The sequence below is a fragment of the Pseudomonas sp. RSB 5.4 genome (genome assembly GCF_037126175.1).
GTDB classification, from domain to species: domain Bacteria; phylum Pseudomonadota; class Gammaproteobacteria; order Pseudomonadales; family Pseudomonadaceae; genus Aquipseudomonas; species Aquipseudomonas fluorescens_H.
The window spans coordinates 4430948-4453994 of the sequence record NZ_CP146986.1 but is presented as its reverse complement, the minus strand read 5'-3'; the positions used below and the strand labels follow the sequence as shown (position 1 = coordinate 4453994).

The 23047-nt window shown below is 60.0% G+C and carries 21 protein-coding genes and 3 pseudogenes; 16 read left to right on the top strand and 8 right to left on the bottom strand.

Going from position 1 to position 23047, the window contains the following annotated elements; all coding sequences use genetic code 11:
- Positions 1-56 precede the first annotated feature (56 nt).
- The 3 genes from V9L13_RS20260 to phoB form a co-directional block, all read right to left on the bottom strand.
- On the bottom strand, positions 57-1397 hold the full coding sequence (locus V9L13_RS20260) for a hemolysin family protein (RefSeq protein ID WP_003229612.1): 1341 nt from the start codon (positions 1395-1397) through the stop codon (positions 57-59).
- Positions 1398-1518: 121 nt separating this feature from the next.
- Positions 1519-2805 carry a phosphate regulon sensor histidine kinase PhoR gene (gene phoR, locus V9L13_RS20255; protein WP_207199136.1) on the bottom strand — a complete coding sequence of 429 codons (1287 nt, stop codon included), beginning with the start codon at positions 2803-2805 and terminating at the stop codon, positions 1519-1521.
- Between the two features lie 74 nt (positions 2806-2879).
- Positions 2880-3569: a phosphate regulon transcriptional regulator PhoB gene (phoB, locus tag V9L13_RS20250; RefSeq protein WP_003229608.1), complete on the bottom strand. Its 690-nt coding sequence runs from the start codon at positions 3567-3569 to the stop codon at positions 2880-2882.
- Between the two features lie 151 nt (positions 3570-3720).
- Between phoB and V9L13_RS20245 the strand changes: the two genes are divergently transcribed.
- On the top strand, positions 3721-4104 hold the full coding sequence (locus tag V9L13_RS20245) for a hypothetical protein (RefSeq protein WP_027610374.1): 384 nt from the start codon (positions 3721-3723) through the stop codon (positions 4102-4104).
- A 110-nt stretch (positions 4105-4214) separates the two neighbouring features.
- On the opposite strand, the gene ubiA is transcribed toward V9L13_RS20245, so the two are convergent.
- Both ubiA and V9L13_RS20235 read right to left on the bottom strand, forming a co-directional pair.
- The gene (ubiA, locus tag V9L13_RS20240) at positions 4215-5105 is read right to left on the bottom strand and encodes a 4-hydroxybenzoate octaprenyltransferase (protein WP_134785017.1); all 891 of its coding nucleotides are present in this window, start codon (positions 5103-5105) and stop codon (positions 4215-4217) included.
- Positions 5105-5665, bottom strand: coding sequence for a chorismate lyase (locus V9L13_RS20235; protein ID WP_338800360.1), 561 nt, complete (start codon positions 5663-5665; stop codon positions 5105-5107). The genes ubiA and V9L13_RS20235 overlap by 1 nt, the downstream gene beginning before the upstream one ends.
- Positions 5666-5865: 200 nt before the next feature.
- Between V9L13_RS20235 and V9L13_RS20230 the strand changes: the two genes are divergently transcribed.
- The 3 genes from V9L13_RS20230 (at position 5866) to V9L13_RS20220 (ending at position 7668) form a co-directional block, all read left to right on the top strand.
- Positions 5866-6033 (top strand): rubredoxin, encoded by a 168-nt coding sequence (locus tag V9L13_RS20230; protein WP_003229600.1) that lies wholly within the window; start codon positions 5866-5868, stop codon positions 6031-6033.
- A gap of 20 nt (positions 6034-6053) precedes the next feature.
- Complete coding sequence (locus V9L13_RS20225; RefSeq protein ID WP_338800359.1) at positions 6054-7202, top strand: FAD-dependent oxidoreductase; 1149 nt, start codon at positions 6054-6056, stop codon at positions 7200-7202.
- Positions 7203-7392: 190 nt separating this feature from the next.
- Entirely contained in the window at positions 7393-7668 is a 276-nt protein-coding gene (locus tag V9L13_RS20220) for an HU family DNA-binding protein (protein ID WP_003213368.1), read from the top strand.
- A 100-nt stretch (positions 7669-7768) separates the two neighbouring features.
- Here the strand turns inward: V9L13_RS20220 and V9L13_RS20215 are convergent.
- The 3 genes and pseudogenes from V9L13_RS20215 to V9L13_RS20205 form a co-directional block, all read right to left on the bottom strand.
- A pseudogene (locus V9L13_RS20215) lies at positions 7769-8359 on the bottom strand (phosphatidate cytidylyltransferase); the annotation flags it as partial.
- Between the two features lie 58 nt (positions 8360-8417).
- Complete coding sequence (locus V9L13_RS20210) at positions 8418-9038, bottom strand: hypothetical protein (RefSeq protein WP_338800358.1); 621 nt, start codon at positions 9036-9038, stop codon at positions 8418-8420.
- Between the two features lie 336 nt (positions 9039-9374).
- Positions 9375-9962, bottom strand: a pseudogene (locus V9L13_RS20205) (contractile injection system protein, VgrG/Pvc8 family); the annotation flags it as partial.
- Between the two features lie 712 nt (positions 9963-10674).
- Between V9L13_RS20205 and tssA the strand changes: the two are divergent.
- The 12 genes and pseudogenes from tssA (at position 10675) to tssH (ending at position 23040) form a co-directional block, all read left to right on the top strand.
- Positions 10675-12237, top strand: coding sequence for a type VI secretion system protein TssA (tssA, locus tag V9L13_RS20200; protein WP_003229588.1), 1563 nt, complete (start codon positions 10675-10677; stop codon positions 12235-12237).
- Positions 12238-12269: 32 nt separating this feature from the next.
- Positions 12270-12773 (top strand): type VI secretion system contractile sheath small subunit, encoded by a 504-nt coding sequence (gene tssB, locus V9L13_RS20195; RefSeq protein WP_003229587.1) that lies wholly within the window; start codon positions 12270-12272, stop codon positions 12771-12773.
- 25 nt (positions 12774-12798) lie between these two features.
- A complete protein-coding gene (gene tssC, locus V9L13_RS20190) occupies positions 12799-14274 on the top strand; it encodes a type VI secretion system contractile sheath large subunit (RefSeq protein WP_003229584.1) in 1476 nt (491 codons plus the stop codon).
- A gap of 9 nt (positions 14275-14283) precedes the next feature.
- On the top strand, positions 14284-14691 hold the full coding sequence (gene tssE, locus V9L13_RS20185) for a type VI secretion system baseplate subunit TssE (RefSeq protein ID WP_003229582.1): 408 nt from the start codon (positions 14284-14286) through the stop codon (positions 14689-14691).
- Positions 14692-14702: 11 nt separating this feature from the next.
- Positions 14703-14996, top strand: a pseudogene (locus V9L13_RS20180) (PAAR domain-containing protein); the annotation flags it as partial.
- 1108 nt (positions 14997-16104) lie between these two features.
- Entirely contained in the window at positions 16105-16488 is a 384-nt protein-coding gene (locus tag V9L13_RS20175) for a hypothetical protein (RefSeq protein WP_338800357.1), read from the top strand.
- Positions 16485-16892: a hypothetical protein gene (locus V9L13_RS20170; protein ID WP_003229577.1), complete on the top strand. Its 408-nt coding sequence runs from the start codon at positions 16485-16487 to the stop codon at positions 16890-16892. Before V9L13_RS20175 ends, V9L13_RS20170 begins: the two co-directional genes overlap by 4 nt.
- A gap of 22 nt (positions 16893-16914) precedes the next feature.
- Entirely contained in the window at positions 16915-17136 is a 222-nt protein-coding gene (locus tag V9L13_RS20165; protein ID WP_003229575.1) for a hypothetical protein, read from the top strand.
- Positions 17133-17585: a hypothetical protein gene (locus tag V9L13_RS20160; protein WP_103483745.1), complete on the top strand. Its 453-nt coding sequence runs from the start codon at positions 17133-17135 to the stop codon at positions 17583-17585. The genes V9L13_RS20165 and V9L13_RS20160 overlap by 4 nt, the downstream gene beginning before the upstream one ends.
- Before the next feature lie 27 nt (positions 17586-17612).
- Positions 17613-19400 carry a type VI secretion system baseplate subunit TssF gene (gene tssF / locus V9L13_RS20155; protein ID WP_003229572.1) on the top strand — a complete coding sequence of 596 codons (1788 nt, stop codon included), beginning with the start codon at positions 17613-17615 and terminating at the stop codon, positions 19398-19400.
- Complete coding sequence (tssG, locus tag V9L13_RS20150; protein WP_003229570.1) at positions 19364-20371, top strand: type VI secretion system baseplate subunit TssG; 1008 nt, start codon at positions 19364-19366, stop codon at positions 20369-20371. The genes tssF and tssG overlap by 37 nt, the downstream gene beginning before the upstream one ends.
- A gap of 11 nt (positions 20372-20382) precedes the next feature.
- Positions 20383-23040 carry a type VI secretion system ATPase TssH gene (tssH, locus tag V9L13_RS20145; protein WP_262141233.1) on the top strand — a complete coding sequence of 886 codons (2658 nt, stop codon included), beginning with the start codon at positions 20383-20385 and terminating at the stop codon, positions 23038-23040.
- Positions 23041-23047 lie beyond the last annotated feature (7 nt).

The window sequence follows — 23047 nt, the reverse complement described above, 5'->3', positions numbered from 1 at the left end:
TGCGCAGCCGAGCGGGAGCAAGCTCCCTCGCCACAAAAGCTGTCCTGCAATCGCGATCAATCCAGCATCAACACCTTAGCCAGCACAATCTTCGGCCCTTTCATCTTCTTGATGATGATCCGCAGGCCTTCGACTTCCAGCACTTCTTCCTCTTCCGGTACCCGTTTCAAGGTCTCGTAGACCAGGCCGGCAAGAGTTTCGGCTTCGATGTGATCCAGGTCGATACCGAGCAGACGCTCAACCTTGAACAGCGGCGTATCGCCACGCACCAGCAGCTTGCCCGGCTGATACGCGAGGATCCCGCGTTCGGCCTTGCGGTGTTCGTCCTGGATGTCGCCGACCAGCACTTCCAGCACGTCTTCCATGGTCAGGTAGCCGATGATGTTGCCGTCGGCCTCTTCAACCACGGCGAAGTGCGAGCCGCCCTTGCGGAACTGCTCCAGCAGCTGCGACAGCGGCATGTGCCGCGACACGCGCTCCAGCGGACGGGTCAGTTCAGCCAGGTTGAACGACTCCGGAATGTGGTCCAGCGCCGCCAGTTCCAGCAGCAGGTCTTTGATGTGCAGCAGGCCGACGAACTCCTGGCGCTCGCTGTCGTACACCGGGTACCGGCTGAACTTGTGGCGACGGAACATCGCGAGGATTTCTTTCAGCGGCGCGTTGAATTCCAGGGTGATCAGGTCTTCGCGGGAGTTGGCCCAGTCGACCACTTCCAGTTCGCCCATCTCCACCGCCGAGGCCAGCACGCGCATGCCTTGGTCGCTCGGATCCTGACCACGGCTGGAGTGCAGAATCAGTTTCAGTTCTTCGCGGCTGTAATGGTGTTCGTGGTGCGGGCCGGGTTCGCCTTGGCCGGCGATCCGCAGAATCGCGTTGGCGCTGGCATTGAGCAGGTAGATCGCCGGGTACATCGCCCAGTAGAACAGGTACAGCGGCACCGCCGTCCACAGCGACAGCAGCTCGGGTTTGCGGATCGCCCACGACTTGGGCGCCAGTTCACCGACGACGATGTGCAGGTAGGAAATGATGAAAAACGCGGTGAAGAACGAAATGCCCTTGACCACTTCCGGCGACTGCACGCCGACCGCGCTCAGCAGCGGTTCGAGAATGTGCGCGAACGCCGGCTCACCGACCCAGCCGAGGCCGAGGGAGGCGAGGGTGATACCGAGCTGACACGCCGAGAGGTACGCATCGAGCTGACTGTGCACGGTGCGCAGGATGTGCCCGCGCCAGCCGTTCTTGTCAGCGATGGCCTCGACCCGGGTCGAGCGCAGTTTGACCATGGCGAATTCCGCCGCAACGAAGAAGCCGTTGAGCAAAACCAGGATCAGAGCGAAAAGAATCATGCCGAAATCGGCGAATATCGTAGCGAGGGACAAGCCAGGGGAAGGGTCCATGATGGAGTTTTGCAGGTTCCGTGATTCGTAAGAGAGAAAAAATCGCGCCTGAAAGGCAGACGCAAGTCAGCCAATGTAGCGGCTGACATGGCGATTGCCTAGTGGCGCGTGCTGGCCGGTATCACTCGGCGGCGCTGATGGCCCGTGCCTGGGCCACCTGGGCCGGGGCGAAATGGCAGGTGAACGTGCTGCCATGACCGGGCACGCTGCTGATCTCCATCCGCGCGCGGTGGCGCAGCAACACGTGTTTGACGATCGCCAGACCGAGCCCGGTGCCGCCAGTGTTGGAGTTGCGGCTGGAGTCGACGCGGTAGAAACGTTCGGTCAGGCGCGGCAGGTGCTTGCTGTCGATGCCGATCCCGGAATCCTGCACGCTCAGGTGCGCGCCTTGCTCGTCGCCCCACCAGCGAATGCGGATGTTGCCCTCGGCCGGGGTGTACTTCACCGCGTTGAACACCAGGTTGGAGAAGGCGCTGCGCAGTTCCGCCTCGCTGCCCTTGAGCAGGATGCGCGCATCGGCTTCGAGGGTGATTTTCTGGTTCTTCTGCCCGGACAACTGCTGGGCGTCGCTCTTGATTGACTGCAGCAGGGCGTCGATCTGCACTGGCTGGTTGTCCGACGGGTAATCGGTGGCTTCCAGTTTCGCCAACAGCAGCAGGTCGTTGAGCAGCGTCTGCATGCGTCCGCCCTGTTGCTGCATCTGCTGCAGGGCGCGGCTCCAGCGCGGGTTCACTTCCTCGACGTTGTCGAGCAGGGTTTCCAGGTAGCCGCAGATCACTGTCAGCGGTGTGCGCAGTTCGTGGGAGACGTTGGCGATGAAGTCTTTGCGCATCTGTTCCAGCTGATGGATGCGCGTAACGTCGCGTACCAGCATCAAGTGTTCGTTGTTGCCGTAGCGCGTCAGGTACAGCTGAATGCGCACGCGATCATTGGTCGGCGACGGGATTTCCAGCGGTTCGGCGTAGCTTTCCTGCTCGAAGTATTCCTTGAAACGCGGATGCCGTACCAGGTTGGTCACCGGTTGGCCGCTGTCCTGCGGGGTCTTGAGGCCGAGCAGGGTTTCCGCGGCGCGGTTCCACCATTCCAGGTTGCCGTCGCTGTCGAGCATGATCACCGCGTCTTTGAGCGCGGCGGTGGACTCCTGCACCCGGTCGATCACCGCTTGCAGGCGCCCGCGTACCCGTTGATCGCGGCGTTGCAGGTGGTAGATGCTGTCGAACACCTCGCCCCACAGACCATAGCCGTCGGGCGGTGCTTCATCGGGTTGGTGCAGGCGCAGCCATTCGTGCAGACGCAGCAGTTGCTTGAGCGTCCAGGCCAGGTAAATCCCCAGGCCTGCTGCGAGGCTCCAGCCGTAGTAGCCGGTGATCAGGCCGATCACCAGACACGCTGTGACCAGCAACAGCATGTGGCGAATCAGGGTGCCATGCCAGTTTTGATTCACGGAAAATACGGTCCTTGTCAGCGAGTCTGGCGGTCGGATCAGGCCTTGGTGGAAAACCGGTAGCCGGTGCCGCGCACGGTTTGTACCAGATTTTCGTAAGCATCGCCGAGGGCCTTGCGCAGGCGGCGGATGTGCACGTCGACGGTGCGCTCTTCAACATAAACGTTGCCGCCCCAGACCTGATCCAGCAACTGCCCGCGCGTGTAGGCGCGTTCCTGGTGGGTCATGAAGAATTGCAGCAGACGGTATTCGGTCGGGCCCATTTCGGCCGGACGGCCGTCGATGGTCACGCGGTGGCTGATCGGGTCGAGCAGCAGGCCACCGACTTCGATCGGCGCTTCGCCATCGGTCGGACCGGCGCGGCGCAGCACAGCCTTGAGGCGGGCGACCAGTTCGCGTGGGGAAAACGGTTTGGTGATGTAGTCGTCAGCGCCGACTTCAAGACCCTGGATCTTGTTGTCCTCTTCGCCCTTGGCGGTGAGCATGATGATCGGGATGTCCCCGGTCAGCTCGTCACGCTTGAGGCGGCGGGCCAGTTCGATGCCGGAGGTGCCGGGCAGCATCCAGTCGAGCAGGATCAGGTCCGGTTTGCGGTCAACGATGATGGCGTGTGCCTGCTGCGAGTTCTCCGCCTCGAGGCAGTCATAGCCGGCCATTTCCAACGCAACGGCGATCATTTCGCGAATGGGCGCTTCGTCGTCGACGATCAGAATGCTCCTGCCAACCATGCCTTAATCCTCTTGTCATTTAACTGTCTTGCGCCGCATTAGATAACGGAATTATTGCAGTCGTGTGACAGTATTTTAGTCGCCCGGCGGTTGGCGTGATCCTGGACTAAGCTCTAAGTCCGAATCCTGACAACCACAAAAGAAGGTTTCCATGACTCAAATGACTGCTTCTTTCAAAGCTCTGCTGATGGCTGCTGCCGTTGCTTTACCGACCATGGCGTTTGCTGCTGAGCCAGCGATGGAGAAGGACGGCATGTTTACCGATCACAAGGGCATGACCCTGTACACGTTCGCCAAAGACTCGGCGGGCAAGTCCATGTGCAACGACAAATGCGCGGCGAACTGGCCACCACTAATGGCTACGGCCGGCGACAAGTCCATGGGCGACTGGACCGTGATCAAGCGTGACGATGGCAAGATGCAATGGGCCTACGAGGGCAAACCGCTGTACACCTTCGTCATGGACAAGAAGGCTGGTGACATGACCGGTGAGGGCAAAATGGACGGCGCCTGGCACGTCGCCAAAGCCAAGTAAACGCAAACCCCTTGTAGGAGTGAGCCTGCTCGCGATGACGGTGTATCAGTTAACAGCAATGTGGCTGATACACCGTCATCGCGAGCAGGCTCACTCCTACAGGTTTGTGTTTAGCGCAACGCGTAATCCAGCACGATCCCGACAAAAATCGCCAGCCCCGCCCAGTGGTTGTGCAAAAACGCCTTGAAGCAACGCATGCGGTCGCGATCACGGGTGTACCAGAACTCCCACGCATAGCATCCAGCGGCCACCAACAGACCGAGATGGAACCAGATGCCCAGCTCGAACTTCGACCCGGCCAGCAACAGGCAGCCCAGCGACAGCGCCTGCAACGTCAGGATGATCACCCGATCCGCATCGCCGAACAGAATCGCCGTGGATTTCACGCCGATCTTCAGGTCGTCGTCACGGTCAGTCATCGCGTAATACGTGTCATAACCCACCGTCCACAGCAGGTTCGCTATCCACAGCAGCCACGCGGCGGCGGGCACCGCGCCGGTCTCGGCGGTGAACGCCATCGGCATGCCCCAGGAAAACGCCGCGCCCAGCACCACTTGCGGGTAATAGGTGTAGCGCTTCATGAATGGGTAGGTGAACGCCAGTGCCAGACCGCCCAGCGACAGCCAGATCGTCGGCGCGTTGGTGCACAGCACCAGCAGGAAACTCACGCCCATCAGCAGCGCGAAGAACACCAGCGCCTCTTTCGAACTGATCTTGCCGCTGGCCAGAGGGCGTTGCGCGGTGCGTTTGACGTGGCCGTCGACCTTGCGATCGGCCCAGTCGTTGATCACACAGCCACCGGCGCGGGTCAGCACCACACCGAGGACGAAAATCACAATGTTGGCCAGCGATGGCGAACCCTTGCCGGCAATCCACAGTGCCCACAGCGTCGGCCACAGCAGCAGGTAAATGCCGATCGGCTTGTCCATGCGCGTCAGTTGAATGAAATCCCAGGCGCGCGGGTTCAAGCGGTTCAAGGACTTGAGCAGGCTCTGGTACATCAGCAGTTCTCCGGATGGGCGCGGGCGGCGTTCCACAGGGTCGGCAGGAAAATCTCCGCCACCAGTACGCTCAAGGCGCCACGGTCGAAACGCGAGCGCCGGCCCCACAGCTCGGGGGCGCGGCAGGCTGGCGGCAACCAGTCCTGCGGGTAGTAACAGACCTCGATGGCGCGGCGCTGGAAGGCGTGGTCGCAAAACAGCAGTTCGCCCAGCGAGCGGCTGCCGAGTTCGTCCATGTGCAAGCCGTCGCCTTGCAGGGCGGCGCGTGAAGCCACGCTGCGGGCGAACACCCAGGCTTCGCCGTGACCGCGCAGATACACCTCGCGCACCCAGCCTTCGCTGCCTTCGGCCAGATCCAGCGCCGCGCATTCGTCGCTGCGCAGGGTGTCCCAGCCTTCGAACAATGGCATGACGCTGAAGCCGTCGTTCGACAGCCGCGTCAGGCGGCGGGTCAGCGAACCTTCGTCGAACAACCAGTCCAGGGTCAACGAATCGGGAAGGGGCGTCAGTCGGCTTTGAGTCAGCCAGAGCGGGGCCGGGCAGGCATTTGAATGTTGCACAATGAGTCATTATTGGCCGCAAATGAGGCGGTGAGCTTAACATGGCGTGCTGCGAATTTGATGGATCCGGGGCGCCGTTGCGCCGAACAGGCTTGCATCTGCCCGGCACCCTCAGTACAAAACGCCCTGAGCCGGATGGCAGCGCAACCACCATCGACCATCCGCGCCGACAAAAGCCTGAATCCTGAGGAAGTACCTGAATGAAAAAGTGGCAATGCATCGTCTGCGGCCTGATCTACAACGAAGCTGACGGTTGGCCGGATGACGGCATCGCGCCGGGCACCCTGTGGCAGGACGTGCCGGAAGACTGGCTGTGCCCGGACTGCGGCGTGGGCAAGTCGGACTTCGAAATGATCGAAATCAACTGAGAAAAACCAAGGAGTAAGGCATGAACGCACCTGTCGTAATCGTCGGCACCGGGCTTGCGGGTTACAACCTGGCCCGGGAGTTTCGCAAACTCGATGGCGAAACCCCGCTGCTGCTGATTACCGCCGATGACGGGCGCTCTTACTCCAAGCCGATGCTCTCCACCGGTTTCGGCAAGAACAAGGACGCCGATGGCCTGAGCATGGCCGAACCCGGCGCCATGGCCGAGCAGTTGAAGGCCGAAGTGCGCACCCACACGCGCATCAGCGGCATCGACGCCGGCCACAAGCGCCTGTGGATCGGCGAAGAAGCGGTGTACTACCGCGACCTGATCCTCGCCTGGGGCGCAGAAACCGTGCGTGTGCCGATCGAGGGTGATGGCTCCGAGCTGGTATTCCCGATAAACGATCTCGAAGACTATGCGCGCTTTCGTGCCGCCGCTGCGGGCAAACGCCGCGTATTGCTGCTGGGGGCGGGCCTGATCGGCTGCGAATTCGCCAATGACCTGATCCTCGGTGGTTACGAGGTGCAACTGGTGGCGCCGTGCGAGCAAGTGATGCCGATGCTGCTGCACCCGGCCGCTGCGGCCGCCGTGCAGGCCGGGCTGGAAAGCCTCGGCGCGCGTTTTCACCTCGGCCCGGTGCTGACCCGCCTGCAAAAAGTCGCAGACGGGTTGGAAGCGCATCTGTCCGACGGGCAGGTGATTGCCTGCGATGTGGTGGTGTCGGCCATTGGCCTGCGCCCGCGCATCGATCTGGCCGCGGCGGCCGGGGTGCAGGTCAATCGCGGTGTCGTAGTCGACCGCTACCTGAAGACTTCCCACGCCAATATCTACGCCTTGGGCGACTGCGCCGAGGTCGATGGGCTGAATCTGTTGTACGTGATGCCCCTCATGAGCTGTGCGCGTGCGCTGGCACAAACCCTGGCGGGCAATCCGACGGCCGTGAGTTACGGCCCGATGCCGATCACGGTGAAAACTCCGGTGTGCCCGTTGGTCGTTTCGCCACCGCCACGGGGCAGCGAAGGCGTCTGGACCGTCGAAGGGCAGGGCACCGACATCAAGGCCCTGTGCCACAGTGCCGATGGTCAGTTGCTCGGCTATGCACTGACCGGCGCGGCGGTAATGGAAAAACTTGCTCTGAACAAACAGCTTCCGGCCCTGCTGGCGTAAATACCGGTCGTTCTGTCGGAATCACCCCGCTTTTGCCCCTACAAAGGTCGCGGGGAGACTGGCGCCGCCGGTATCCGCGTGCCATTCTCACTCCCGTCTGCCGCAGAGTAGAGCCTGCGGCGCCTTGGGCGCTGTTCCAACGAGAACAGCACGGACATAACAACAAAAAACCGTCAAAGGGGCTTCACTAATGCGTAAACCAGAACTCGCCGCTGCAATCGCTGAAAAAGCGGATCTGACCAAAGAACAGGCCAACCGCGTTCTCAACGCCGTCCTCGAAGAAATCACCGGCGCTCTGCACCGCAAGGACAGCGTCACGCTGGTGGGCTTCGGCACCTTCCTGCAACGCCACCGCGGCGCCCGCACCGGCAAGAACCCGCAAACCGGTGAGCCGGTGAAGATCAAGGCCAGCAACACCGTGGCATTCAAGCCAGGCAAGTCGTTGAAAGACAGCGTCAATCCTTAAATTGCGGCGAACTCCCTGAATGACAGGGAGTACCGTAATAAAAAATGGGCACACCGATTGCGGTCGGGTGCCCATTTTTTGTGGCTGACGATTAGCCGGATCAAGCCGAGAAGAAGTACCGGGTCAGGTGAAAGAAGGTCGGTGCGGCGAAGCAAATCGAGTTCATTCGATCAAGCATGCCGCCGTGGCCCTTGATCATCGTGCCCCAGTCCTTAGCACTCAGGCTGCGTTTGATCGCGGACATGACCAGCTCTCCGAGAAAGCCCATCACTACAATCACCCGTGATATCAGCAATGATTGCCAAAAGCTGAACGGCGTCATCCAGAACATGCATCCACCGAGCAGCGTCGCTCTCGAGCCGCCAATCAGCCCCTCGACGGTTTTCGACGGGCTCACCAGCGGCGCCACTTTGTGTTTACCGAAGAGCTTGCCGAACACTTACTGCAGCACATCGCTCATCTGCACCACGAAAACCAGATAGAACAACAGCAGTGCGCTCTGCCCTTGGAAACCCTGCAAATCCAGCAACGAGAGCGCCGGCGCGTGACTGATGCAGTAAATGCAGATCATCACGTCCCACTGAATTTTCGCCATACGCTCCAGAAAACCCTCGATGTCCTGGCTCAGCAAGGTAGTGGCCGGCAGCAAGAGGAGGGCATGCACCGGCATCAGCAGCGTGAACATCGAATAATTAGTAGTTACCTACCGTGCAGCAGTCTTTGGATCGCAGTGTCGGGCAAGATGCCGTCTATTCGGTCATGCGAACTCTTAAACGCAATGTCTTATCTTGGATTTGCGCCAACCCTAGCGTGCCCAAAACTTTATCGTTCGACGTCTGCCCTTTGCATTCAAGTTCCTGTTTGAAGACTTTACTTAATCGGGAGTCTGAGTACTTGCAGTCGACTGACAGCAAATTCTCATCTGGCCCAAACCTTCTCAGTTCTTCATCGGCCAAGTCATCAACGTGTATCCAGACAGCGCTTAAGCCAAGCCTCTCTGGATCCTCGGTCATGTCCATAATCCAGAGTTTTATTCCGCTCAGTAGCGAGAGGCAGCCGCCAAGACTGGGGAGTAGTTTCACGTCGAATTTAGAGGTATGTGCAGTGGGCTTTGCGGGTTGGCTAAATTTCTTGACCCCAACGTTGGGGGCGCTCGGGTAGTTCTCGGGTACAAAACAGTAATGAGATGAAATTGGCTGATAGTACGCTTCGGCGTCAACCCTGATATTCGCAGGGACATCCATATTCAGTGTCGCAGAGCTTGAAAGTGAACCGCATGCAGTTCCGAATATTATGACGCTGGCCAATATCAAGGTTCGAAACCAATGCGCTGCAGTGGCGAGGTACAGGCTAGGCGTTAACAAGAACATCAGTACTTCCTTATTGACTAAATTGATTTAGACGAACGAATCAATCTCCAGCTGAGATGGCGCTCCAACGGCATGTCCCCCGTCATTGCCGCGATCGCTGCATCGTGGCCCTGGGCGCCGGGAGGAATCATCGCCAGTTGCTCCTGAACGAGGTTTTCCGGGTGTGCATCCCGGCGCAGCAGGTTCTCCTGCACCCACTCGGGCTGTTCGGCATGGCTGCCGTAAACATAAGCCTCGGTGACTCGCTGGTTGCGCAAAGCGCAAAGCAAAACCGGCGACCGGATTAGGAGTTAGTACCACTCCGTTTGCGGTATGCATCGGCTTGGGTCTGGCGCAGGAGTTCATCCAGGTGGCCGGTAAGCTCGGCACGGGGTCGTCCTGGTTGACGATGCGGTGGTGGACCAGTGGCTGGACGCTGTTGATGAAAGTCGAATCGCTGGCGCGCGGTGCGCCGTAGGTGTAGAGCAAGATATCCGGTGAGTACTGAGGGTCGCGGCGCAGCATCTCGGACAAGATCAGTACTATTGCCCCGCCCAGGCTGTGTCCGGTAATCAGCAGTTTTTGCCCGCTATAGAGTCTCTCGACCGTCAGATTCTGGAAAACCCGCTGATCATGACTGAACTGCAAATAATGCAACGCAGGCATCAGCGTCAGCTCATAGTGGGTCAGGCGTTTTCCGCTTTCACCCACCCGCACATATTCAATGCGCCCGTGAATACCTTCGTTGTCGAACCCGAATTGCAGAAATGCCGGCTGACTGAGCAGGCTTTCCAGATCGATATCTGCACGTTCGCTGGCTAGCTCGACCCGGATCGCGTATAGGCAGCTGATGGCTTCTGCACCATCAAATGCGAGCACCTTGGAGTCGTGGCGAAAGCCGGGATTCTGCAGGGTAAAAGGCGCGCAACTGCCCGTACTGAACATACGCTTGTCCTTAAGCAGGTGAGTCGATGCGCGGTGTTCGAGCGTCCCTGATCGCCACGCGAAAAGAATTTGCCCAAGCAAGCTAGCAATGCGAGAAATAAATTGATGTAAGAAATATCCCTGACATTTGTCAGAGTATTCCGAAGTGAAAGTGTTGTGCGGATTGAAGGAGATGACTGTAGGAAGTCACTTCGATAATTATTGAGTTGGCACTGAAGTACAGCATTCACGAGATGAATAAAGTTTCAGAAAAATGAATTGCCATCAAATTGATGGCACTTTTTTTGTTGAGCGTTGTCGCCGCTGAATTGTTTGTAATTCCAGCGGGTTTTCGGAAAAATCCTACTTCTATTTTTTTCGAGAGTTGTCATGCTGGCCCCCGTGTAATAGGACGGATGTTCGACGCGATTCGCGCAGGCTGGATCGGGCCGCTCTGGATCAAGGGTTCTGAGGGCGCAGGGCAAATGTTCACAATATAATTCGCCATCAGGGATTCCCCTGCCACATATAGGGCGATCTCCTACACGGCCCAATGAACACTTCGTCTTGTTGTTTAACCAGATGCTTGCTAGTGGCCATCATAGTGATTACGATGCGCCCACTTGAAAGAGCACATCTCAATTGGATGAGTCGCTTCACCGCTCTTCGATACTGTCCCGCGCCGTGGCAACTCCAATAGGCGCATGACTGTAATCCTAATTAAAGGCCATGGATGTCCTACTCAAGCAAACTTTCCGCCCATTACCTCGAACTCGCAAAAGTCTCTGTTTCCAAAGAGAATTTCGCGGGCGAAGATGTTCGTTTTTCGAGCGAATTCGAGGCGCTGGAAAGCGAGCTGGCCAAAGCCTCGTCGATGCACGAAAGCGGGCAGATCGACTGGCTGAAAATCCGTGAAAACAGCGAAAATCTGCTGCGTACCCAATCCAAGGATTTGCGCGTCGGCGCCTGGCTGACCTGGTCGTTGTACCAGCGTGAATCCTTCCCCGGGCTGCTGGCCGGCCTCGGTCTGCTGCACCATCTGTCGGAAAATCACTGGGCCGACGTTCACCCGCTCAAACCACGCACCCGTGCCGCCGCCATCGGCTGGCTGGTGCCGCGTCTGGAGCAGGTGCTCACCGAAAACATCGCGATCAAGGAACAGCTGCCGATGTTCCGGCAGTTGTCCGAGCATCTGGCCGGCCTCGATGCCGCGTGCACCGAGCACTTGGGCGATGACGCGCCGCTGTTGCTGCCGCTCTCGCGTCGCTTGAAAACCATGATCCAGCGCGCCGCCGACAACCAGCCGGCCCCCGGTGTGGTGGGCGCAGCGGTGGCGCAGGTCAAGCAGGCCGCGAGCCAGTTGCTGACTCCCGGCGCACCGATCGACAACGAAAAAGACGCTTACAAGGCCCTGCGCGCCCAGCAGGAAAGCGCGCGTCCGTTGTGTGCCTGGTGGCTCAAGCAGAAGGCCACCGACCTGCGCGCCCTGCGTCTGAACCGCACTTTGCTCTGGCTGCCGATCGACGCGGTGCCTGAGCGCAATGCCGAGCAGATCACCGTGCTGCGCGGTCTGCCTGTCGACAAGCTCAAGCAGTATCAGGATCGCTTCGATCAGGGCAAATACGCCGACCTGCTGGTGGAACTGGAGGCGAGCCTGGCGAAGGCGCCGTTCTGGTTCGATGGTCAGAGGATGGTCTGGGAATGTCTCCAGAACCTCAACGCCGAGATGGCAATGCGCGAAGTGGAAATCCACTTCGCGCTTTTGGTTCAGCGCCTGCCCGGCATCATCGAATGTCGTTTCCATGACGGCGCGCCGTTTGCCGATCCGTCCACCCGGGCGTGGATCGCCGGCAATGTCATGCCGCACCTGCAAAGCGCCAGCGCGCCGCGCAAGGTTGAAACCGACGACGTTGAAACCCAGCCGGCCTGGGAAAAGGCCCTGCAGGAAGTGCTGCCGCTGCTGCGCAAGGAAGGCTTGAAGCCTGCCGTGCAAATCCTCAAGCAGGGGCTGCAATCGGCCCACGGTGGCCGCGAGCGGTTTTTCTGGCAGTTCGCCCTCGCGCGACTGTGCTTCATGGCCAAGAAGTACGAACTGGCCAAGAACCAGCTCGAAACCCTCGATCAGACATTACAGGACTCAGGCCTGCACGCCTGGGAGCCCGATCTTGCATTGGAAGTGCTGCACCTGCTGCACAGTTGCTGCGAGTTGTTACCGCAGAACCATGCAGTGCGTGAACGCAAGGAAGAGATTTATCGCAGGCTGTGCCACCTCGATCTCGAAGTGGTACTCGAATAGGCCCCAGGGCCACAACCGCAAGGAGAAAAGCCATGGCCAAAGAAGGCTCGGTAGCCCCCAAGGAACGCATCAACGTCACCTTCAAACCCGCCACCGGCGGTGCTCAGGAAGAGATTGAACTGCCGCTGAAGCTGCTGGCAATCGGTGACTACACCCACCGCAAGGACGATCGCAAAATCGAAGATCGCAAGCCGATCAGCATCGACAAGATGACCTTCGACGAAGTGTTGGCCAAGCAAGAACTGGGTCTGACGCTGAGCGTGCCGAACCGTCTGCAGGAAGATGGCGAGGCCGACGAGCTGGCTGTGCAACTGCGCGTCAATTCGATGAAGGACTTCAACCCGGCCAGCCTGGTCGAGCAAGTGCCTGAGCTGAAAAAACTGATGGAACTGCGCGATGCGCTGGTGGCCCTCAAAGGCCCGCTGGGTAACGCACCTGCGTTCCGTAAAGCGATCGAAGGCGTGCTCGCCGACGACGAATCCCGCGGTCGCGTACTCGGTGAGCTGGGCCTGAACGCCGCAGCCCCGGACGCCTGAGACTCCAGCCAAGGAAGCCAACACAATGAGCACTAGCGCAGCACAAGAGAAGAGCGCCGAAAGCGGCGAGTACAGCATTCTCGACAGCATCATCGCCGAAACCCGTCTGACTCCGGACGACGAAGCCTACGACATCGCCAAGCGTGGCGTGTCGGCGTTCATCGAAGAACTGCTCAAGCCGCAGAACAACGGTGAGCCGGTCAAGAAGGCCATGGTTGACCGCATGATCGCCGAGATCGATGCCAAGCTCAGCCGTCAGATGGACGAGATCCTGCACCACCCGGACTTCCAGGCTCTGGAATCGTCGTGGCGTGGCCTGCAGTTGCTGGTCGACCGCACCAACTTCCGCGAAAACATCAAGATCGAAATCCTCAACGTCTCCAAAGAAGACCTGCTGGACGATTTCGAAGACTCGCCGGAAGTCATGCAGTCGGGCCTGTACAAGCACATCTACACCGCTGAATACGGCCAGTTCGGTGGTCAGCCGGTGGGCGCGATCATCGCCAACTACTTCATGTCCCCAAGCTCGCCGGACGTGAAACTGATGCAGTACGTGGCCAGCGTTTCGTGCATGTCCCACGCGCCGTTCATCGCCGCGGCCGGCCCGAAATTCTTCGGTCTGGAAAGCTTCACCGGCCTGCCGGATCTGAAAGATCTGAAAGACCACTTCGAAGGCCCGCAATTCGCCAAATGGCAGAGCTTCCGTACTTCGGAAGATTCCCGTTACGTCGGTCTGACCGTGCCGCGTTTCCTGCTGCGTAACCCGTACGACCCGGAAGAAAACCCGGTGAAGTCGTTCGTGTACAAGGAAACCGTCGCCAACAGCCACGAGCACTACCTGTGGGGCAACACCGCGTTCGCGTTCGGCACCAAGCTGACCGACAGCTTCGCCAAATTCCGCTGGTGCCCGAACATCATCGGCCCACAGAGCGGTGGCGCTGTTGAAGACCTGCCGCTGCACCACTTCGAAAGCATGGGCGAAATCGAAACCAAGATCCCTACCGAGGTTCTGGTCTCCGACCGTCGTGAATACGAACTGGCCGAGGAAGGCTTCATCTCCCTGACCATGCGCAAAGGCTCCGACAACGCGGCGTTCTTCTCCGCCAGTTCGGTGCAGAAGCCAAAGTTCTTCGGCATCAGCGCAGAAGGCAAGGCGGCAGAGCTGAACTACAAGCTCGGCACCCAACTGCCGTACATGATGATCGTCAACCGCCTGGCTCACTACTTGAAAGTGCTGCAGCGCGAGCAACTCGGTTCGTGGAAGGAACGTACCGACCTCGAGCTGGAACTGAACAAGTGGATCCGCCAGTACGTGGCCGACCAGGAAAACCCGAGCGCCGAAGTCCGTGGCCGTCGTCCGCTGCGCGCTGCGCAAGTGATCGTCAGCGACGTTGAAGGCGAGCCGGGCTGGTACCGCGTCAGCTTGAACGTGCGTCCGCACTTCAAGTACATGGGTGCCGATTTCACCCTGTCGCTGGTTGGCAAGCTGGACAAAGAGTAAGAGCAGCTCATGGACGGATACGGCAGCCTTTTCGAACGCCTCAACGGCGATGCGGAACTACGCAAGGGCAGGAGCCTCGAGGCTTCTGCCATGGCGTCGGTGGCTGCCCATCTGGCCAAAATGCTCAGCACCCGGGCGGGCAGCGTGCAAACGCTGTCCGACTACGGGTTGCCCGATCTCAATGACATGCGCCTGAGCCTGCACGACTCCCTGAGTCAGGCCCGCCTGGCCATCGAAAGCTTCATCGAAGCCTACGAACCGCGCCTGAGCAACGTGCGTGTCATTTCCCTGCCGCGTGACCACGACCAGCTGCGGCTGGCCTTCAGCATCGAAGGCCTGCTGGAAGTCGAGGGTTTCAAGCGTCAGGTCAGTTTTTCCGCGCGCCTGGATGGCAGCGGTCAAGTGAAGGTCACCTAAGGAGATTCCCGATGTCTGGCAAACCCGCAGCACGCGTATCCGACCCCACCGCTTGCCCACTTCCAGGCCACGGTACCAACCCCATCGCCGCCGGTTCCGGCGACGTGTTCTTCGACGGCCTCGCGGCCGCCCGCCAAGGCGATGCCTCGGCGTGTGGTGGTGCGTTGGTTGGCGATCTGGCGACCACCGTTTTGATCAATGGCAAACCAGCTGCGACCGTAGGTTCGGTTGGTTCTCACGGCAATAAAGTCACGGCAGGTTCCGGGACGGTGATTATCGGGAATTCGCATTCGCCGGCGCCATTTTCGGGGCTTGCCGCTATAGCGGTTGTCGCGGCGCTGGATTACCGACTGGGTTTGCAGTCCGGTGGCAACTCGGTAATGACGCCGCTGGAAATTCCAGACTTCGACGAGCTGAAATCAGGAACATCGAAAAACCGTGAGTTGGTCGATTTCATAGTCGAGAACCGCATGGACGCAGCTGACAGTGTGAAGCTGGAAGTGCTGGACGGCGAAAAGCCGGTCTACGCCGAAGCCAACACTGCGCCGTTCCTGCCGCCAGGCAAGCATCCCTGGCAATGGGACGGCTACGACACGGCCGGCATCCTCGACACCAAAATCCTCAAAAGCCCAAACCTCAAGGTACGTCTGACCGCGACCGGAGCAGGGAAGCAGCAAGTCACCGAAGTGAAGCTCGCTTGTTCGGCCGAAGAGGTGAAGTGGGTCGATGTGCGTATCGATCGTAATGCCAAGACCGTGGAAGTGACCCTGCGCCCGAGCTTCTCGGATGGTGGCAGCAGTGGTTCCACGCCTGGCCTGGTGCCTACGCCATTCAGCACTCTGCTGGGTTGGGCCAAGGAAGGCATCGAATTGTATTGGTCTCGCAATGGTTCGCGCGGCGGTGGTATTGCCGAAGGCATCACGACCAGCAAAGGGGTCTACAAAGTCACGGTCAAAGCCGACGTCAATGTCGAGCCCAAGGCCGTGAACTTCCCGTTGATTGACTCGTTGTCAGCGGACTTCGGTCGGTCGACCAGCCTGGCAATTGCCCGCAAGGTTTACCACAACGCTGGCTATGCCTTTGACCAGCTCGTCAAGCGTCAGGGCCTCACGGCTGCGGATGCTGCCAACTACGCCCAGGAAGAGTTCAAAGAGACTTCGGCGCATGAATTCGGGCATCTGATTCTCAACGAATACGGTGGCGGGCTGATCCCGAATTACTCGTGGACGCACAAGGAAACGTCAACGTTGATGCAGAACCCCAAGGCCAACCACCCGACACCGAGCACGGGTGAGGTGGATGTCATGCATTACTTCAGCAGCTACACCCAGTCGGCCGCCAACCTGCAGAAGCGCATGGCCGCTTCCGAACAAGACGTGAAGAGCTTGCTTTGGCTGGCCAGGGTTGAATTCGATGACTAGGTTCGCCGGTTTCATCCTGCTGTTTGTCTCCCTGTACGGCTGCGCCGCGCAGCAGGTCTACAACAACCATGTGTACATGGAAAACCGTTGTGGCCAGCCACTGGAAATCAAGGTCTCCAACAGCTCGAACATGCATTCACTGGAGCGCAACCTTAACGTTGCAGCAGGCGCACGCGCGCTTGTGGCGAGTTTTGCTTCTTACGGTGAAGACGTGATCGAACAGATCCCGAGCAATTATCAGCTGACCCTCCACGATGCCGCGGGTAGCAAGACCCTGGACGCCGCTCAGTTGAAACAACACCTGGCTGCCGTCGAGAAAGTCACTGAAGGCACGCAGCGCGAGTGGACAATCAGCGAGGCATCGGTTTGTCCATGAAACTGCCAAAGACGATTTTGATGATGAGATGGGTAAGTTTCTTCGCGTACTTCTTTTCGCTGACTGCATGCGCTGCGCAGCAGGTCTATCGCAATGATGTTTATCTGCTGAACACTTGTGGAGTACCACTGGAGCTGACGCTGGCGAACGACTCCAACTATGCCGATCAGCCACGCAGTTTCACGTTAAACCCGAACCAGCGCAGTTCCATCGGCAACTACCAGTCATTCGGTGAAGACGTATCCGGTCAGATCAGCGACCAGTACAGCCTGTCGATCAAAAGCCAGAACGCGACTAAGTCCATCGACGCGCAGACCTTGCGAAATGCAGTAGCGAGCATCGAAAAAACTGAAGAAAAAGCGGTCCGTTCCTGGACGGTCGATACCGGGGCTTTCTGCCCATGAAGCATTTGTTCGGGTGGGCTCGATGAAACTCAAAGCCTGGCAATGTCTCATCGCTTTTCTCGGCTCGGTCGGTTTGCTGACGATTGTGGTCGGCTTGACGCTGCTGGTGCGAATGCAAAGCTCGACCGAACCAAAGCTGTTCGCGCATCCCAACGCGCTGTGGGTTGGAGCCGAGGATGGCGGGGTGTTCGTCGAGATTACCAAGCACGAAGCGCCGGATCACGCTGTGGAGGTTCGCCGATGACCGACTCATCAAGCGAGATGCTCGTCCTCAGTCGCGCGCAACTCAGCTTCTTCATGGCTGCATTGTGGCTGCCACTGCTGGCGGTGTTGGCGTTTACTTCCTATGACCAGTGGAATGGCGAGTATTTAACGCCCGAGTCGTCCGGGATTTATTGGCAGTACCTGTTGTGGTGGGGAATCCCCGGGCTTCTTGGTTTCTCGCTGTGGATGTCCCGATCGGCGCAGCGCCGGAACGAGCAGCAGGCATTGCGAATGGTTTGGTTGGCGCCGGTGAAGTTCATCCCGTTCTATGCCGTGCCGTGGATGCTGTATGGCTTGCTCAGTCTGGTCGTCGGTCAGCTCAGTGATGCCTACATGGCGTACGGCTGGATCACGATTGTGCCGTTCCTGCTGATTGGCGGTTATGTCTGTGCCGGCGTGACGGTCGCGCTCTACAGGATATTTTTTTGATGAGTTCCACTACCAGGCAGGTAACCCGTGTCCTTTAACCACTACTACCAAAGCGAACTCACCGCACTGCGCCAACTCGGTCGCCGTTTCGCCGAGCGTAGTCCGGCGTTGGCGCCGTTCCTGGGCCAGGCCGGGCGGGATCCGGATGTGGAGCGGTTGCTGGAAGGCTTTGCGTTCCTCACCGGGCGGCTGCGGCAGAAGCTCGATGACGAGCTGCCGGAACTCAGCCATTCGCTGATGCAGTTGTTGTGGCCGAACTACATGCGCCCGCTGCCGGCGTTCAGCATTTTGCAGTTCGATCCGTTGAAGCGTTCCGGGCCGGCGCTGTTGGTCGAGCGCGATACCCCGATTGAAAGCAAACCGATCGAAGACGTGCGTTGCCGTTTCCGCACCTGCTACCCGACCGAAGTGCTGCCTCTGGATCTGGCCGCGCTGAACTACTCGGTGAAGGGCGACGGTTCGCTGCTCAGCCTGCGTCTGGAAATGAGCGCCGACGGCCACCTCGGTGAGCTGGAGCTGAGCAAACTGCGCCTGCACTTTGCCGGCGAACGCTACATCAGCCAGATGCTCTACCTGAGCCTGCTGCGCAACCTGGAAGGCATTGAGCTGATCCCGCTCGACGGCGCTGGCAAGCCAATCGATGGCGTGGCCGGCAAGCCGATGGCGTTCAAGATTCCGGGTGACCGGGTCAAGCCAGTGGGCTTTGCCGAAGAAGAAGCGTTGATCCCGTATCCGCTGAACACTTTCCGTGGCTATCGCTACCTGCAGGAATACTTCGCCTTCCAGGACAAGTTCCTGTTCGTCGACGTCAACGGTCTGGACATCCTCAAGGCGCTGCCGGAAGACACTCTCAAGCAGATGCGCGGCCTGGAGTTGCGCTTCGATATCCGCAAGAGCGGGATCATGCGCATGCGTCCGACGCTGGATAACGTGAAGCTGTTCTGCACGCCGATTGCCAACCTGTTCGCGCACGACGCCTTGCCGATCCGCCTCGATGGCAAACAGGATGAATACCTGCTGCTGCCGGCGGAATACGATCTGGAAAACTGCGGCGTGTTCTCGGTGGAAACCGTGACCGGCTGGAAACCCGGCGGCCTCGGTTATCAGGAGTACGTGCCGTTCGAATCCTTCGAGCATGACCCGAGTTTCGACGTGCCCAACAGCCGTCCGCATTACAGCATCCGCCAGCGTTCATCGTTGCTGCACGACGGCCTCGACACCTACCTGAGCTTCGGTATCCGCCACACCGAAGCCCACGAAACCCTGTCGATCGAGCTGATGTGCACCAACCAGAACCTGCCGCGCAAGCTCAAGCTCGGCGACATCTGCATGGCCTGCGAAGAGACCCCGGAGTTCTTGAGTTTCCGCAACATCACCCCGGCCACTTCGAGTTTCGCGCCGCCGCTGAACCGTGACTTCCTGTGGAAGCTGATCAGCAACATGTCGCTCAACTATCTGTCGCTGGCCGACGTCAATGCGTTGAAGGTGATTCTCGAAACCTACGACCTGCCGCGCTACTACGACCAGCACGCGGAGAAGGTCAGCAAACGCCTGCTCGGCGGCCTCAAGCACATCAAGCACCATCACGTCGACCGGCTGCACCGTGGCTTGCCGGTGCGCGGTCTGCGCACCGAGCTGACCATCGACCCGGAAGGATATATCGGCGAAGGCGACCTGTTCGTTTTCGCTTCGGTTCTTAACGAGTTTTTCGCGCTTTACGCCAGTCTCAATTCGTACCACGAGCTGCGGGTAAAAAGCACACAGGGAGAGGTGTACCAATGGACACCACGTATGGGCCTGCAGCCCCTGCTTTAAGCGGGCTGACCAAGGTAATACGCGAGTACTCGCTGTTTCAGGCCGTGCTGCTGGTGATCGACCGGCTGCGCGAGGCGCACCCGTACCTCAGCGAAGACGATTTGTACGATCAGGTGGAGTTTCAGGCCAACCCGAGCCTGGGCTTTCCGCGCAGCGACGTCGATCGCGTGGAGTTTTTCGAAGAGCACGGGCAGATGCGCGCACGCATGCGTTTCAACCTGATCGGGCTGGTCGGCTCCGGTTCGCCGCTGCCGGCGTTCTACGGCGAACAGGCCTTGGGCGACAGCGAGGACGGCAACCCGACGCGCAACTTCCTCGACCTGTTCCACCATCGCCTGCAACGACTGATGCTGCCGATCTGGCGCAAGTACCGCTATCGCGCCAGCTTCCAGAGTGGCGCGATCGACCCGTTCTCCTCGCAGCTGTTCGCGCTGATCGGTCTGGGTGGAGACGAGATCCGCAAGGCCAAGGAACTGAACTGGAAACGCCTGCTGCCGTACCTCGGTTTGCTCAGCTTGCGCGCGCACTCCGCGGCGCTGATCGAAGCCGTGCTGCGTTACTACTTCAAGCACGAAGACCTGGTCATCGAGCAGTGCATCGAGCGCCGCGTGGAGATCCTCGACGAGCAGCGCAACCGCCTCGGCCGTGCCAACAGCCTGCTCGGTGAAGACCTGGTGCTGGGCGAACAGGTGCGCGACCGCAGCGGCAAATTCCGCATTCACATCACCGAACTCGACTGGGAGCGATTCCACGAATTCCTGCCGATCGGTTTCGGTTACCAGCCGCTGTGCGCGCTGGTGCGGTTCACCTTGCGTGACCCGCTCGATTACGACATTCGCCTGGTGCTGCGCCCGGAAGAAATCCGCGAACTGCGCATTGGTGAGAAGAACGACTGTCGCCTGGGGTGGACCAGTTGGCTGGGCTGCGAAAAGGCAGACGGCGTGGTCACCCTGGGCAGCAAAATTCATTAAGGACGTGAGCCATGATCAACGTAGACCTGCAACAACTCATCCAGGCGCTGGACGCCGAAACCCGTCGCGATCTGGAGCGTTCGGCTGAACGTTGCGTGGCCCGTGGCGGCAGCAAGATCCTCGTCGAAGACCTGCTGCTGGGTCTGCTGGAACGTCAGAATGGCTTGCTGTCCCGCGCTTTGCAGGATGCCGATGTCGACGCCGGTGAACTGAGCGCCGCGCTGCAATCTCGCGTTGAACACAGCGCCTCGCGCAACCCGGTGTTTGCCCCGGAACTGGTGCAGTGGCTGCAAGACGCGCTGCTGGTGGCCAACCTCGAACTGGGCCAGACCCAGGTCGAAGACGCCGCGTTGATCCTCGCGCTGCTGCGCAACCCGATGCGCTACGCCGGCAGCCGTTACCAGCCGCTGCTCGCCAAATTGAACATCGATCGCCTGAAGGAATTTGCCCTGTCGCAACAGGAGCAACCGGCCGCCAACGGCAAGCCGGCGGCGCAGGGCGAATCGCTGCTGCAGCGCTTCACGCACAACCTGACCCAACAGGCCCGCGACGGCAAACTCGACCCGGTGCTGTGCCGCGATGGCGCGATCCGGCAGATGGTCGACATCCTTGCCCGTCGCCGCAAGAACAACCCGATCGTGGTCGGCGAGGCTGGCGTGGGTAAGACCGCCATCGTCGAAGGCCTGGCCTCGCGCATCGCTGCCGGTGAAGTGCCGCAGGTGCTCAAGGGCGTTGAACTGCTGTCGCTGGACATGGGCCTGCTGCAGGCCGGCGCCAGCGTCAAAGGTGAATTCGAGCGTCGTCTCAAAGGCGTGATCGACGAGGTCAAAGCCTCGCCGAAACCGATCATCCTGTTCATCGACGAAGCCCACACCCTGATCGGCGCTGGCGGCAATGCCGGCGGTTCCGACGCGGCCAACCTGCTGAAGCCGGCACTGGCCCGTGGCGAACTGCGCACCATCGCCGCCACCACCTGGGCCGAGTACAAGAAATACTTCGAGAAGGACCCGGCGCTGGCCCGTCGTTTCCAGCCGGTGCAGTTGCATGAGCCGACTGTCAGCGAAGCGGTGACCATTCTCCGTGGTCTGGCGCAGGTCTACGAGAAGAGCCACGGCATCTACCTGCGGGATGACGCGGTGGTCTCCGCTGCCGAGTTGTCCGCCCGCTATCTGGCCGGTCGCCAACTGCCGGACAAAGCTGTCGACGTGCTCGACACCGCCTGTGCCCGCGTGCGCATCAGCCTCGCCGCCGCCCCGGAAAGCCTCGAACGCCTGCGTGGCGAATTGGCCGAAGGTGGCCGTCAACGTCAGGCTCTGCGCCGCGATGCCGAGGCTGGTCTGCTGATTGACCACGAAGCGCTGGATGCGTTGGAAGCGCGACTGGACGAAGCCGAAAGCGAAATGGTCGCGCTGGAAAGCCTGTGGACCGAACAGAAACAGCTGGCCGAGCGCCTGCTGGAACTGCGTCAGCAACTGGCCAAGGCCCGTGAAGCTGCCGCTGTCGAGCCGACCGTCAGCGTTGAAGAAGACGCCGAAGGCACGGTGATCGAAACCCTCGTTGCCGAGGTCGAGGAAGGCCAGAGCGTCGAAGCGCTGGAGGCCGAGCTGAATAAGACCCACAGCGCCCTGACCGCTGCGCAGGTCAAGGAGCGTCTGGTCAGCTTCGAAGTCTGCCCGCGTCTGGTCGCCGAAGTGATCAGCGCCTGGACCGGCGTGCCCCTGGCGCAACTGGCCCGCGAACACAACGCCAAGGTCGCGAGTTTCGCCACCGACCTGCGCACGCGCATCCGTGGTCAGGAACAAGCCGTGCACGCTCTGGATCGCTCGATGCGCGCCACCGCCGCTGGCCTGAACAAACCGGACGCGCCGGTCGGCGTATTCCTGCTGGTCGGCCCGAGCGGCGTCGGCAAGACCGAAACCGCGCTGGCCCTCGCTGACCTGCTGTACGGCGGCGACCGTTTCATCACCACCATCAACATGTCCGAGTTCCAGGAGAAGCACACCGTCTCGCGTCTGATCGGTGCGCCACCGGGCTACGTCGGTTATGGCGAGGGCGGCATGCTCACCGAAGCGGTGCGGCAGAAGCCTTACTCGGTAGTGCTGCTCGATGAAGTCGAAAAAGCCGATCCGGACGTACTCAACCTGTTCTACCAAATCTTCGACAAGGGCGTGGCTAACGACGGCGAAGGTCGCGAAATCGATTTCCGCAACACTTTGATCCTGATGACCTCGAACCTGGGCAGCGACAAGATCAGCGACCTCTGCGAAAACGGCGCCCGCCCGACCGCCGAGTTGCTGGAAGAGACCATTCGCCCGGTGCTGAGCAAACACTTCAAACCGGCGCTGCTGGCGCGGATGAAAGTGGTGCCGTACTACCCGGTCGGCGGCCCGGTGCTGCGCGAGCTGATCGAGATCAAGCTCGGTCGTCTCGGCGAGCGCCTCAACCGTCGTCAGCTGGATTTCAGCTGGTGCCAGAACCTCGTCGATCACCTGTCCGAGCGCTGCACGCAAAGCGAAAGCGGCGCGCGCCTGATCGACCATCTGCTCGACCAGCACGTGCTGCCGCTGGTGGCCGACCGCTTGCTCGATGCGATGGCCACCGGTGAAAGCCTCAAGCGTGTGCATGCCACGCTCGACGGCAACGCCAGCGTGACGTGCGAGTTCGCCTGAGGTGGGT